This window comes from Deinococcus alpinitundrae (genome assembly GCF_009982895.1).
Taxonomy (GTDB): Bacteria; Deinococcota; Deinococci; order Deinococcales; family Deinococcaceae; genus Deinococcus; species Deinococcus alpinitundrae.
This window is the reverse complement of record NZ_WXZL01000005.1, coordinates 112,229-124,980: the sequence shown is the minus strand read 5'-3', so window position 1 is coordinate 124,980 and position 12,752 is coordinate 112,229. Positions and strand designations below refer to the sequence as shown.

15 protein-coding genes and 1 tRNA gene are annotated in these 12,752 nt (G+C 65.9%); 6 read left to right on the top strand and 10 right to left on the bottom strand.

The window, feature by feature from the left end; genetic code table 11:
* Positions 1-265: 265 nt before the first annotated feature.
* From GUI70_RS06480 to GUI70_RS06470, 3 genes are all read right to left on the bottom strand, one after another.
* A complete protein-coding gene (locus GUI70_RS06480) occupies positions 266-730 on the bottom strand; it encodes a DoxX family protein (RefSeq protein ID WP_237724747.1) in 465 nt (154 codons plus the stop codon).
* A 58-nt stretch (positions 731-788) separates the two neighbouring features.
* Entirely contained in the window at positions 789-1,934 is a 1,146-nt protein-coding gene (locus tag GUI70_RS06475; protein WP_161881481.1) for a GGDEF domain-containing protein, read from the bottom strand.
* A 180-nt stretch (positions 1,935-2,114) separates the two neighbouring features.
* Positions 2,115-2,498 carry a septum formation initiator family protein gene (locus GUI70_RS06470; protein WP_202630414.1) on the bottom strand — a complete coding sequence of 128 codons (384 nt, stop codon included), beginning with the start codon at positions 2,496-2,498 and terminating at the stop codon, positions 2,115-2,117.
* A 112-nt stretch (positions 2,499-2,610) separates the two neighbouring features.
* Between GUI70_RS06470 and GUI70_RS06465 the strand changes: the two genes are divergently transcribed.
* The gene (locus GUI70_RS06465; RefSeq protein ID WP_237724746.1) at positions 2,611-3,069 is read left to right on the top strand and encodes an acyl-CoA thioesterase; all 459 of its coding nucleotides are present in this window, start codon (positions 2,611-2,613) and stop codon (positions 3,067-3,069) included.
* A gap of 29 nt (positions 3,070-3,098) precedes the next feature.
* Positions 3,099-3,356, top strand: a complete 258-nt coding sequence (locus GUI70_RS06460; RefSeq protein ID WP_161881570.1) for a hypothetical protein — start codon at positions 3,099-3,101, stop codon at positions 3,354-3,356.
* Between the two features lie 112 nt (positions 3,357-3,468).
* Here GUI70_RS06460 and GUI70_RS06455 read toward each other — a convergent pair.
* Positions 3,469-3,544 (bottom strand) — tRNA-Ala (locus GUI70_RS06455).
* Positions 3,545-3,688: 144 nt separating this feature from the next.
* Between GUI70_RS06455 and GUI70_RS06450 the strand changes: the two genes are divergently transcribed.
* A complete protein-coding gene (locus tag GUI70_RS06450; protein ID WP_161881480.1) occupies positions 3,689-4,354 on the top strand; it encodes a hypothetical protein in 666 nt (221 codons plus the stop codon).
* 69 nt (positions 4,355-4,423) lie between these two features.
* On the opposite strand, the gene GUI70_RS06445 is transcribed toward GUI70_RS06450, so the two are convergent.
* The 3 genes from GUI70_RS06445 to GUI70_RS06435 all read right to left on the bottom strand — a co-directional run bounded on the left by GUI70_RS06445 (position 4,424) and on the right by GUI70_RS06435 (position 5,771).
* Positions 4,424-4,636 carry a hypothetical protein gene (locus GUI70_RS06445; RefSeq protein ID WP_161881479.1) on the bottom strand — a complete coding sequence of 71 codons (213 nt, stop codon included), beginning with the start codon at positions 4,634-4,636 and terminating at the stop codon, positions 4,424-4,426.
* Positions 4,636-5,025 (bottom strand): DUF3208 domain-containing protein, encoded by a 390-nt coding sequence (locus tag GUI70_RS06440; protein WP_161881478.1) that lies wholly within the window; start codon positions 5,023-5,025, stop codon positions 4,636-4,638. The genes GUI70_RS06445 and GUI70_RS06440 overlap by 1 nt, the downstream gene beginning before the upstream one ends.
* 86 nt (positions 5,026-5,111) lie before the next feature.
* The gene (locus tag GUI70_RS06435; protein WP_161881477.1) at positions 5,112-5,771 is read right to left on the bottom strand and encodes an HAD family hydrolase; all 660 of its coding nucleotides are present in this window, start codon (positions 5,769-5,771) and stop codon (positions 5,112-5,114) included.
* Between the two features lie 414 nt (positions 5,772-6,185).
* Here GUI70_RS06435 and GUI70_RS06430 point away from each other — a divergent pair, with 414 nt between their 5' ends.
* A complete protein-coding gene (locus GUI70_RS06430; RefSeq protein ID WP_161881476.1) occupies positions 6,186-6,656 on the top strand; it encodes a pyrophosphohydrolase domain-containing protein in 471 nt (156 codons plus the stop codon).
* Here GUI70_RS06430 and GUI70_RS06425 read toward each other — a convergent pair.
* Both GUI70_RS06425 and GUI70_RS06420 read right to left on the bottom strand, forming a co-directional pair.
* Complete coding sequence (locus GUI70_RS06425; protein ID WP_161881475.1) at positions 6,647-7,834, bottom strand: amidohydrolase; 1,188 nt, start codon at positions 7,832-7,834, stop codon at positions 6,647-6,649. The genes GUI70_RS06430 and GUI70_RS06425 overlap by 10 nt on opposite strands.
* Positions 7,835-7,919: 85 nt before the next feature.
* Entirely contained in the window at positions 7,920-9,641 is a 1,722-nt protein-coding gene (locus GUI70_RS06420) for a M3 family oligoendopeptidase (RefSeq protein ID WP_161881474.1), read from the bottom strand.
* Positions 9,642-9,703: 62 nt separating this feature from the next.
* Between GUI70_RS06420 and GUI70_RS06415 the strand changes: the two genes are divergently transcribed.
* Together GUI70_RS06415 and GUI70_RS06410 are read left to right on the top strand one after the other, a co-directional pair.
* Positions 9,704-10,291: a GNAT family N-acetyltransferase gene (locus GUI70_RS06415; protein WP_161881473.1), complete on the top strand. Its 588-nt coding sequence runs from the start codon at positions 9,704-9,706 to the stop codon at positions 10,289-10,291.
* A 167-nt stretch (positions 10,292-10,458) separates the two neighbouring features.
* On the top strand, positions 10,459-11,232 hold the full coding sequence (locus GUI70_RS06410; protein ID WP_161881472.1) for a substrate-binding periplasmic protein: 774 nt from the start codon (positions 10,459-10,461) through the stop codon (positions 11,230-11,232).
* A 68-nt stretch (positions 11,233-11,300) separates the two neighbouring features.
* Here the strand turns inward: GUI70_RS06410 and GUI70_RS06405 are convergent, their stop codons facing one another.
* Positions 11,301-12,704, bottom strand: a complete 1,404-nt coding sequence (locus GUI70_RS06405; protein WP_161881471.1) for a hypothetical protein — start codon at positions 12,702-12,704, stop codon at positions 11,301-11,303.
* Positions 12,705-12,752 lie beyond the last annotated feature (48 nt).

The following is a 12,752-nucleotide window of genomic DNA, read 5'->3' as shown; positions in this document are numbered from 1 at the left end:
AAGTGCTGAGTCGTCAGATCAAATCGTCACTACAGTGTCACTACCAGTACGGTAGGACACGGGATAAGTCAGCACTTGAAGCAGACTCTGGGTTGAAAACTGACCGCCCAGAGGGCAGATCTGGGAGAGCATAAAATGAGGCGTGATGAAGTTGTGGCAACTACGGATCAGAAGGCCAGGGGTTCGAATCCCTTCAGGCACACCAAAAGAAACCTCGTCTTCGGGCGAGGTTTTTTCGTGGCGGCTTTGGTGCAGCTGCCGGGGGTCAGTTCCGCTGCGTCTCCTCGTGGGCCAGCGCCCCGGTCGACCACAGCGCCCACAGCACCAGCAGCGGCTGGAAGACCAGACGAACGAGACGGGCGCGGTCAGTATCGAGGCCGAAGGCCGGGGTGCGGGTCAGGTACTGCGAGATGTTGCCGGGAAAGACCGCCACGAAAAACGTCGCCGCCACCCGACCCACTGTCCGGCGCGGCCTGAGCACGATCAGCGCCGCGCCCAGCGCCAGTTCCACGACGCCGGAGGCCAGCACCACGAAGTCGCGGTTCAGCGGCAGAGACCTGGGCACCTGCGCCTGGAAGTCCTGCCGCTTGCTGGTCAGGTGAGAGAAGCCCGCGAACATCAGTGCGCCGCCCAGCAACCAGCGGGCCGCCGTCTGAAGGCTAGAAGTGGCGGGCGGGCCGGTGCCGGTGATATCCGGAGACTCGGACGAAGCTTGAGAAGCGGCGGTCATGCGCCACGCTAACATTCCTAGGCCTGAGCAGCGTACCAGCTCCCTTCATCACTAGGTATCAGAACAAGCGCAACTCCTCGGGCACCAGTTCCGAGGGGTAGAATTCGTCGCTCCCCCCTCCATCCTCCGGGGGTCCGGCATCGTCGTGCTCGCTCTCGTCGTAGAGCATCACCCGGTTGCGGCCAGCCAGCTTGGCGCGGTAGAGGGCGACGTCGGCGCGGGCTGCCGTGCTGGCCAGTTCCTCGTCACCCTTACGAAAGGCCGCCCCCACGCTGACGGTCAGCGACACGCCCACCTTGGCCTGCTCCACACTGGCCCGGATGATCTCGGCCAGTTCGGACGCCGACTGGGGGGTCGTCACCGGCAGCAGCACCAGAAACTCCTCGCCGCCCCAGCGCCCCACCAATGGCGGCGGGCGACTGCTGCTGCTCAGTTGCCGCTGGATAATCTGTCCCACCAGCCACAGCAGCCGGTCTCCCTCGGCATGGCCGTACTGGTCGTTGACCTGTTTGAAATGATCGATGTCCACCATCATCACAACGGCGGTGTCGGGACCGGGCACCGGCTGAACCTGCCAGAAGTCTTGCAGCGCCCGGCGGTTGGGCAGGGTGGTCAGGTCGTCGGTGTAGGCCAGCTTGTGGTAGACCCGCTGCGTCTCATGAGCTTCTTCCCACCACTGGCGGTAGCGGTAGAGCATACAGAACAGCAGCAGTGTCGTGACAAGCATCAGCAGCGTGATCCAGCGCTCCGGCGAAGGATCGCGCGCCGCGATCGCCACACTGACACTGAGGTGCAGGGCGGCATAGGGCAGGGTGGTGGCCAAGACCCAGCGGGGCCGCTGAAACAGAAAAATTCCGGCGACGATCAGCAGCAGGCTCTGCTCGCCGAACAATCCAAGACCGTCCTGACCGAGCCAGCGGTAGATGTTGAGCGCCGCGCCGTTGGCGCACAGCAGCGCCACCAGCCACACCTCGTAGCGCGAGGCAAGCGCGCGCCGCCGCTCCCATACGCCCACCAGGACCAGGCCCAGCAGCGGCAGGTACAGCAGCCACCAGACTGGCAGCAGACCCAGCACCGTGCCCCACAGGACCGCCAGGCCCAGCGGAATCGTCAGCAGCAAGGTCGCGCTGAAAATCTGCTGATGCTTGTGCCGCCGCTCCTGAATGGACGCCGGTTCCGCCTGGGTGGTGATGGGTTGTTTCAAGTCTGCTCCACGAGCCTGCGTTCTGCCCTGCGCCCTTTGTCAGCACGCCTCAGCCAGGGAAGCCGAGTGCTGACCCGACTCTAGCGGACCTCTTCACACATTTTTCTTGCGCACCGCACCGTTCCTGGCCACACTTGTCTGTGAATTAACCGCCATAGAGGTGAAGCAATGACGCGACCCTCAGGGTAGCCGCACCGGATCGCAGTTGCCGCCGAGGGACGGATCCTGGGCGGTCGGGAGCTGAGTGGTCGGGTCCTGGGCACTCTGGGCCACCACGACCTGTTCATTTTTGCCGACATAGCCGATGCAGCGGGCCAGCGCATTCATGTATTCGGGGTCGCTGGCCTTGGCCACGGCTTCCTGCAACACCTGAACATCTTGTTGCAACTGGACTTGCTGGTCCAGGGCCTGACCGGTCTGCTGGGTCCAGGTCAGGGTACGGTAAACACTCTGACCCAGCAAAAACGACATCTGCACGATGCCCAGGGCGGCCAGCAGGCTGGCGATCATCATGGTCAGGGGCAGGCGGCGCACTTCCTCCCAGCGCGGCAAACGGAGCTTCATCGCCCGCCAGTCTAGCGCTGCGCCGATGCCGCAGATGAGGACCTGCGGCTCTGGACCCTCCCCGCCGAGTGCCACTGAGCTGCCCTCAGCGCTTTGCACTACAGTACACGGCATGTCTTCTCCTGCCCTGGCCGTGGCCGCGCTGGATTTTTCCGCCGCGCACGCCTGCGATATTCAGTTGCGCTTTTCCGACACGGATCAGATGGGCCACATCAACAACGCGGCCTACGCCATGTTTCTGGAAACCGCCCGGCTGGACCTGACCGCCTCGCTGGGACTGCCTGAACTGAAGGTGGTGCTGGCCCGGCTCGAACTCGATTACCGCCGCGAGGTCAAGCTCGGTCAGCGGGTGCAGATTCTCACGGTCGTCACGCATCTGGGAACGAGCAGTTGGTCGTATGCCTCGCGGCTGCTGGCTGACGGCGCAGTGGCCCTGGAAGCCCGCAGCGTCCAGGTACAGGTGGGGCCAGACATGCGCCCGCAGCCGCTCGGTCCGGCCCTGCGCTCGGCACTGGCGACCTACCTCGCCTCGCCCGTACTGAGTAGTGCGGTGACCGGCGGCGCGCGGTGACCGGCGGAGACCGGGGCAAGGACACGGTCATGTATCAGGGTGATCCCTGGGTTCGCCTCGATACCCTGCCGCGCCTGATTGCCGAGAGCGTACGCCGCACCCTCAGCGCCCACGGGATCGTCAGCGTGGTCCGCACCCCGTTTCAGTGGGTCATGGCCTCGCCAGTCATCGAAATCGAAACCGGCGGCTACATGGGCGATGTGGGCCTGTATGTACCGCAGGTGCAGTACCGCGAGGCCAACGCCTTGCTTGACCGGCTCAGCGACGAGGCCGACCGTCACGGCTGACGCGGTGCTCGACCGAGTAGCCTGCGTGCCGACAACAGAGCGGGTGAATACCGCAACGGATCAACAACGAAAAGGCCCGGAGCAGTGAGCCTCCGGGCCTTATTCTGTACTCTGGTGGAGCCAAGCGGGATCGAACCGCTGACCTTCTGAATGCCATTCAGACGCGCTCCCAGCTGCGCCATGGCCCCACACACATCAACCACTGAAACGTGGCGCGTTTCAAGCTCAGATAGGTTAGCAGCGCTCCCCCATTCTGTCAACACCAGGATCAGGTGACCCCCGCCGGGACGGGCGAAGCACACGGAAAGCAGGTGCTAGACTCGGCGGCAACTGTGCCCCGTCTCAATCTTGCCGCCCTGACCGCCGAGGAGTTGCAGCACCTGCTGGGTGACGCGGCCGCCCAGCGCCTGCTGCCTGAGATCAGCAGCGCCCGGCTGGCGGGGCGGCCCTCACCCGGCCCCGAGGTCACCCATGAACTGAGCTTCGAGGCCACCGAAGAGCGCGACTGGGGCGCGTCGCCGGAGCAGTCGCGCTCCCTGAAGTCGCTGGATCAGGACCTGCGACAACTTGGCGCGCAGGCGCTGGGGGTATTTTATGCTTCGCAACTGCCCGAGGCCCGCCACCAGCGCGCGTATCTGTTCGATCAGGACACGGCCCTGGCCCTGCGCTGGAGCGAGACGCCCGACGCTCAGGTGCTGCCGCCGTTCGTGCAGGCGGTGACGCTCAGCCGCGACAAGGCCAGCGGCATCGCCGCCTCGCTCAGCAGTACCTCGGGCCTGCCGTTCTCACCGGGCAGCAGCGAGGAACTCGACGTGCGGCTGCTGCCCGGCGCGGCGATGAGCGAGTTTCTGATCGCCCACCGCCAGCTCGCCATCCGGCACGGGCGCGGGCAAAAGCTGACCGGCGAGGCCGACTGGATGCGGACCTTCCAGACGGTGCGCCAGCTCAACTACCAGGCCTGGACCCGGCGCGGGCTGCTGCTGCGCGAGGCCCGCTGAGCGCCGTTTTCCTGCTGATCCGGTTTCCGGTCAATCCGTTACTGCCTCACCAATCGCCCCAAATTTATCTTACTTGTCCACAATCAACGGCGTCAGGCGGTAGCGGCGGCGGGTAACCGGCGGAGCCACCTCCCCATCTTCGAGCAGGGCAGCGATGCCCTCCTCGCCGAGCCGCTCGACCTTGCTGAGGTAGGCGCGCACCGACTCGGGACGGTCAAAACGCCGGGGATGCGAATCGCCGTTCACGTAAAGGTCGAGCCAGGGCGTGGTGTCCTGGGTCATCACAACTCCCGCAAATCTTCCCAGAGCTGCCAGCCCACCCCGTTGGGGGTGGCGTCGAGTAGCGGCCCCAGGCCCTGCGAGGCACTCAGGGCGTCGGCGTTGAGGTTCTCGGCGCTGGGCCGGGCATCGTACATCTGCAGCACCGTGAACTGGTAAAACGCCTGCCCGGCGGTGGGTTCGCCGTTCTCGAAAAAAGCGAAGGGGGGTGTGACCTTGTCCCACAACACATGCGCCTCGCCGAGTTCGTGCGGCAGGTAATTTTCCAGGTCGAAGTCCTCGAACGTTTCATTGCCCTCGTCCGCCGGGTGCCACAGGTAACCTTGCAAAAGCCGCACCGCCGTTCGGCCCGAATGCGCGGGGCCAGCGGCGGGGGCATCAGAGTCGCTCACCGCTCTACTCTACAGGCTGCGGCAAGACCACATCCAAAAACCTTAAGAACCGCTAGCCCCGTGCCGTGATCCGGCTGACCTGTCTTTCAGCCCGCCAGCCAAACCGCCAGCTCGGCCTCGAAGGCCGAATGACGGTCGTGGTGGTAGAGCAGGCCGTGAAAACCGTAGGCGTTGGCCGCGTCGATGTTTTCCTGTACGTCGTCCACGAAGGCCACCTGGGCCGCCGGGCACTGCATGGCCGATTCCAGCGCCGCGAATGACTGGGCGTCGGGTTTCTTGACGCCGATCTCGTTGGAAAAGACCAGCGCGTCGAAGCGGGCGAACTCGGGCCGGGCACGCAGATGATCGCTGACCACCGGGTAATTGTTGCTCAACAGGCCCACCCGGACCGCTGGCGGCAGCGTTGCCAGCAGCGCGTACATCGGAGCGTTGTCGTGGATGCTGCCCAGGTACAACGCCTCGAACTCGGCGTAGGGCAGGCTGGCCCCGCTTTCCCTCTGCACGGTGTCCCAGAACTGCGGCAGGGTCCAGGCGCCCACCTCGAGCTGCCGCACGTGCCGGAAGTAACTCCGGCGCACCTGCTCGGCACTGACGCCGGTGCGCTCGGCGACGTTCCCGGTCGAGCGCCCGTCGAAGGTGCCGATGGTAAATACGCCGCCCCAGTCGAAGGCGACGTGCCGAGCCTGGTCGGGCTGGGTCTGATCAGGCGGGGTTGGGTCGGACTGGGGGTGGGCAGGTCGGGTCATGCCGCGTATTATGGCCGGGCAGCACAGGCAGAGCAGACGTCTGTTCTAGGCCACTCTGACCCACACACCGCCAAAAGCCGCGAGCGGATGTTCGGTACGGACTCAAAATCTAAGCAGATATTTATGTTCTGCACATTCTGCGTCAGGTTCAGTCACGTACACTTGTTCACGGTTCCTGAGCAGGTTTTGTTGCACCGCTTTTCTGTACAGAGGAATTGGAGGGAGTCGCCCACCTCCTAAAACGGGCGTGCGAGCAGGCCGGGGTCGGCCACCAACTGGTTCGAGTCCAGTTGCCTGCCACCAAAACGCACCACAGTGAGCACAACCCAGACGCAACACAAACGAGCTGCTTCCTAACGGAGGCGGCTTTTTCGTTGCTGCGGCGTCGGCCAGCGGGCACGCTAGCCTGAAGCCATGACCGACACACCACTTGCCGACACACAGACGATCAGCGCCCAGCTCACCGAGGCCCAGTCGAGCAACGCCCAGAAGGTCCGGGCCTTTCACGCGGCCATCGGCGCGCCCTACCCCGAGCAGCCCCAGGTGCCCAGTTCGGCCAAGCTGGAGCTGCGGCTCACACTGCTACGCGAGGAGATGCAGGAGGTGGAAGCGGAATTCGAGCAGCTTTCCGAACACCTCAGCCGCGCCCGGCCCACCGACCTCGCGCCGCTGGCACACGAACTGGCCGATCTGCTGTATGTCGCCTACGGCGCGCTGGGCAGCTTAGGGGTCGACGCTGACGCGGTGTTCGCCGAGGTTCACCGCGCCAACCTAACCAAGACAGCCGGGCCGCGCCGCGCCGACGGCAAGCAGCTCAAGCCGGAAGGCTGGCAGAAGGCGGACGTGCTGGGGGTGCTGCTCAACAACGGCCTGGCTCAGCCCTGACCCAGTGACAGCGCCGCCGCGTGCAGCATCCGCACGCCGGTCACTAGGCTTTCCTCGTCCAGGGTGAAGCGGGGGTGGTGGTGCGGGTAGTCGCTCTCCAGCAGGGCATTGCCGCTGCCCACATTGAAGTACGCGCCGGGCGCTCTGGTCAGGTAGGCCGAGAAGTCCTCGCCGCCCATGCTGGGTTTGGCCAGCTGAGCCTGATCGCCCACCTCGGCCTGGGCGATGGCCATCAGTTTGTCGGCCACCCAGTCGGTGTTGATGACCGGGCGGTAACCCATCTCGTATTTGAGGGTGTAGGTCGCGCCGTGCGCCTCGGTGACCCCCTTCAGAACGCGCTCGATTAGTTTGGGAGCACGCTGGCGCAACTCGGGATCGAAGCTGCGCACCGTGCCCATCAGCTCGGCCCGGTCGGGGATGACATTGTGGGTCGTACCGGCCTGAAAGTAGGTCACGCTGACCACCAGGTTGTCGAGGGCACTGACTCCCCGGCTGACGACGTGCTGCAAGTTGGTGACGACCTGCGCGCCCACCGCGATGGGATCGACGGCTTCCTCCGGGTGGGCCGCGTGGCCGCCCCGACCGCGAATGGTGATCTCGAACATGTCGGGCGCGGCCATGAAGGCCCCCGGCTTGACGGCCACCACGCCGGTCGGCAGCTGGGAGCTGAGGTGTAGGCCGGTCACCACGTCCACGCCGTCCATCAGCGGGGTGTCACGAACGAGTTCCTCCGCGCCGCCAGGGCCGATCTCCTCGGCGTGCTGGAAGATCATGCGGATCTCGCCGCTGACCTCTTCAGGTGCTTCACTGAGCAGCCGCGCCACGCCCAGCAAAATGGCGGTGTGACCGTCGTGCCCGCAGGCGTGCATCACACCCGCATTCTTGCTGACGAACTCAAAGCTGTTTTCCTCGGTGATCGGTAGAGCGTCGATGTCGGCGCGCAACAGCACCGTCTGGCCGGGTTTTTGACCTTTCAGCACCGCCAGAACGCTGGTTTCGCTGGGGCGGCTGATCTCCAGATGTGCCAGCTTGCCGAGTTCGGCGGCGATGTAAGCGGAAGTCTCGACTTCGTGGAAGCCCAACTCGGGGTTGGCGTGCAAATGTCTACGCCAGGCGGTGAGTTGAGGAGCGAGGGCGGCAGCACGTTCGCCGGAAGCGGTGCGGGGCAGGGTCGTCATGGGGTCTCCTTGAAGAGGAAAGAAAACTGCACAGGAAAAGCGGGTCGTTTCCGAGTCTAGCGCCCCGAACTTCCTGGCCGCGCCGTCAGCTGCCGAGCGTCCCACCGAGCTGACGCGTCACGAAGGCCATCAGCTCGGCCAGGTAGGGACGGTCGAAGCGGAATTCCACCCCCGCCGCCCGGTACAGTTCCGGTACGCTGACGGTGTTGCCCAGGCTCAGCGCCGACTTGTAGCGTTCCAGGGCCGCTGGGGCGTCCTGCAAGGCTGAACGCCAGATGCCCAGGGCCCCAAGGCTGCACATGGCGTATTCGAGGTAATAAAGCGGCGCGCGGAAGATGTGGTAATACTGCCAGCCGGAAGCCCGCTCGCCTTCCTCCAGGCCGCTCCAGTCGAGCCAGGGATGAAAGGCCCGGTCGAGTTCGAGCCACTTGGCGTCGAGGTCGGCGGCGCTGACCTGGGGGCCGGTTTCGGTGTAGAGCCAGTGCTGGAAGGCGTCCATCTGGGCAGCCCAGGGCAAGAACAGAATGCTGTTTTCGAGCTGCTCGCGGCGCACCCGCTCCAGATCGGCGGGCAGGTAAGCCGCCTCCAGATGATCCAGCGCCAGGAATTCCATTGCCATACTCGGCACTTCGACAAATTCAATCGGACTCCAGCGGTTCCACATCAGCGGCTGGGCGCGGGCACTGGCAAAGAAGTGAAAAGCATGGCCCACCTCGTGCAGCAGCACATTCAGGTCGTTTGCGGTGCCCACCACGTTCATGACCACGAACGGCACCCCCGATTGCTGCAAGCTCTGGCAGTAGGCGTGGCTCATCTTCCCCTGGCGGCTGGCCAGATCGAGCAGCCCGCCGCGCATCTGGGCAAACTGAGCGCCCAGCGCCGGGTCGAGGGCGTCGAAGACCCGCTCAGCGATGCCTTCGAGTTCCGGCGCGGTCTTGAAGGGCGTCAGCGGGGGCCGTCCCTGGGCGTCCAGGGCCGTGCGCCGCGAATAATCCCAGGGCCGCAGGCTCTCCAGGCCCAGCTGCCGCGCCTTGTCCTGCATCAGTCCGGCGGCTAGCGGCACCACCTCGGCCAGCACCGCCTGGTGAAAGTCGAGGCAGTCCTGCGGCGTGTAGTCCACCCGGTCGAGTTCCTGCCAGCGGTAGGCCCGGTAATCGCTCAAATCGGCATTGGCAGCCAGCTGACGGCGGGTGGCGAGCAGCGCCAGCACCAGATCGTTCAGCGGCGCACGGCTTTCTGCACGGCTGCGGACCATCGCCCGCCAGACCTGCTCGCGGCGCGTTCGGTCGGCACTGCCCAGCAGGCTCTCGGCTTCCGGCACCGTCAGCTCCGCGCCGTCGAAATTCACTGTCTGACTGCCGGTAATCTCGGCGTGGCGCTGCATCTGCCGCTGGTGCTCGACTTCCAGAGTCACGTTGGCCTCGCGGTAGAATGCCGCCTCGCTGCGCATCCGGCGGTAGGTCAGCGCGAAATCCGGAGCCGGGCTGTAGTCGGCGACCCCCAGCAGCTTCTCGCGCAGCCGCTGCTCGGCGCGGCCCAGCGGGGGCGTCACCTCGGCGCGGAAGGTGGCGAGCGCTTCGCGGGCCACCACGTCGGCGGTGTCGAGGTCGGCGCGCAGGCTCAGAATTGCCCCGGCCTGCGACACGGCCTTGCTGATTTCGCTCCAGTCGGCCAGCCAGCTCGGCACCCCGGCGGGCGTCAACTCGGCCCGATCCAGCGCTTCATAGTGCGGCGCATACGTGTCCCAGTGGGTCTGCTCGGGGGTGAGCGCCAGGGTATCGGCCACAGTCGTTTCGGGTGCAGTCATGTTCGGCAGTCTAATCCTGGCCTGGGCGCACGGCGCGGTGATCCGCCGACTACACTTGGGCCATGCCCGACCCCGCGCCGTTTCCCGAAACGCTCACCACCCCGCGCCTGACGTTGCGGGTGCCCACGGCAGACGACGGCCCGGCGATGGCCGCACTGGTCAATGCCAATCTGGCTCACCTGCGGCCCTGGATGCCCTGGGCGCAGACCCCGCGCACGCCCGAACAGCAGCGGGAAAGCATGGCCCGCGCTCACGAGCGCTTCCTTGCGGGCGAGGATCTGATGTACCTGATGCTGCGCCGGGGCCAGTTGATCGGCTCGTGCGGCATTCACCGCATTGACTGGGGGGTGCCGGTGGGCGACATCGGCTACTGGCTCGACCAGCGCTGCGAGGGGCACGGCTACGTCACCGAGACGGCAAAAGCGCTGACCGAGTTGGCCCTCACTCCGGCTGAACAGGGCGGTCTGGGCTTTGCCCGCATCGAGATTCGCTGCGACGCCCGCAACCTCAGGAGCGCCGCCGTGCCCGAGCGCCTGGGTTTTGAACGCGAAGCCCGGCTCAAGCGCAACGCTGCAGACGCCCAGCAGCCAGGCCAGCTGCGCGACACCCTGATCTTCGCCCGCTGGCCGGAAGGCGACCGAGCGCCCTAAGGAGATGGCCACAGGCAAACAGCCGCCCTCCCGTTCATGAAAGCAGGCACGCGGCTGTTCTGTCAGGCGAGTGTGAGACGCCGCTTTTTAAGGTGGATGCATTTCACCATCAGAAAAGAAAGCGGCCCTTCGGTGCAGCTCCTGACTGGCCGCTTCGGGAGGAACATATGTCAATCACTTTCAAATCCGCGCTGCTCCCCTTGGTCGTGAGCGCCCTCACGCTGGCCCTGCCTGCCCAGGCCCGCAGCCTGACCGAGATCAGGCAGGAAGGCATCTTGCACGTCAGCAGCCTCGACCTGCCGCCGCTGAGCTACAAAGCGGACGGCGGCTACACCGGCTTCGAGACCGAGCTGCTGACGATGCTGGCCGGTGACCTCAACCTCAAAGTGGACTTCACTTCGGCAGCGCTCGACACGATGATGGCCGATTTGCAGGGCGGGCGCACCGATATGGCCATTGGCGGGCTGGGCATCACCAGCACCCGCGAAAACAAGGTGGACTTCACCAGGCCGTTTCTGTGTGCAGGTATGTCGGTGGTGGCGCGCAACCCGGCCATCCAGACCCGTTTCGATCTGGAAAACCGGAACATCGGGGTGCTGTCGGGCAGCACCATTCAAGCCTTCGTGCAAAAGCTGCCGTTTCCCAAACGCGCGCAGGTCTTTCCGACCGCCAACGCCGTCATTTACGCTGTCGCCACCGGCCAGGTCGACGCCTCTTTGGCTTACCAGCTCATGGAGCCAGTGATGGCCAAGCTCTATCCCAAGTCCGGCGTTCACTTCGGCCCGGTGCAGTGGAGTATTCCGGTGGGCGCGATGTTGCCTGACCGCGCCAGCAGCCTGCGCCTGGCCCTCAACGGCGCACTGGCCAAAACCATGCGTGACGGCAGATACGAGCAGCTCAGCACCCGGTATTTCGGCACCGACCTGCGCTGCAAAGCCTAGTCTTCGGGCACGCGGCCCTGGACACCTATTGAGTGAGGGGGCCAGCTCCGGCCCGGCGGCCAAACCAACTAGGCCCGCACCCGGCCCGGCTGGAGCCGCCGGTTCACGCCCTGGGCGTAGTCTGAGAGTTCGGTCAGCAGACTCGGCACGTCCGAGCGCAGGTAGTACTGGTTACCCGGCAGCGGCATCAGGGCCATGAACGGTGCGCGGCATAGCGTTTCCAGAATCGAGTGCAGTTCGGCGGTGTTGACGCCGCTGCCCAGCCGCTCAGCCAGCCGGGCCGGATCGACGACGCTGTGGGCCGGTTGCTGCGCCAGGGTGCCAAGCACGTAAGTAAAGGTGCCGCGCTGCACCAGATGGGCGCTGACCAGTTCGGCCAGGCTGGCGATACTATCGAGGTCGAAGCTCGACGTGTTCCAGTAGCCGCGCAGATCGATGGGGGTCAGCGGTGCGAGGCGGGCATGTTCCAGCAGCGCGCCCAGGGCTTCGCGGGTCAGGCGCGGCGTGCCGGGCACCTGGTCCTTTTCCCAGGTCAGCTGGGCGCGGTAGGTGCCCTGACCAAACGCCGGATGCTGCTGGTCGGCTTCGCTGAGGGCCAGCATCACGTCGTAGCCGTGCGCGCCCAGATCGGCCCGCAGGCGCACTGGCCCGAGGTCTGCGCCGCCGAGGTACTCGACCTGGTAGCCGGTCAGGTGGGCGAGTTCGCTGAGCTGATCGGCCAGCGTTTCCAGCGGCAGCGGCGCGGCTGAGGCCACAGCGCGAGCCGGGGGCGCGGATAGCGTCTGAGGTGCGCTGCCGGGGCGCGGCGGCTCGCGGCGCGGAGCAGGCTCGGAGCGCAGGGCTTGTTCAGGGCGCGCTGACGACTCGCGCTGCGGTGGGTGACTTCTCACCTCGGTGACGACCGGCGCTTCGGGGCGCTGGGGTTCGTGCTGCGGTTCGGCGCGGGCCAGTGGGCTGCGGGTTTCGACAACGCGGCTGGCGGCCGGAGCCGCGTCCGCTCCCCGTCCAGTACCCGGCTCGGCCAGCTCCGGCGACGGGCGGCTCTCACCGAGGCGGGTCGGGTGGGGATCGGCCGCCGGGGCCACTTCCAGGCGCACCTCGCGCACGTGCGGTGTGGCGTTGACGACCACCCGGCGGGTGAGCTGGGCGGGCCGCTCGCCGTAGGTCGGACTGAGGCGCTCGGTGTGCGGCTTGACCACGCAGCTCACCCGGTAGTGCCCCTCACCCAGCGGTGAGAGCAGCAGCACATCGTTCACATCGAGGTTGTGGTCGTGGTAGAGCGCGTTCAGCCCGAGCAGGCGCTGGGCATTGTCGGACAGCCGCGCCGGGTACTCGCGGCCCTGATCGTCGGTCAGGTGCAGCATCTGCCCGGCCAGTTCGGCGGGAAACAGCTCGCGGAGGTATTTGGCCACCGTCAGCGTGCCTTCGGACAGGCACGGGCGGGTGATGATATAGCGCAGGGTCGGGGTCACGGGTGGGCGTCCTCCATTCAAAACGTGCAATTGGCACGGGCAGGGTGA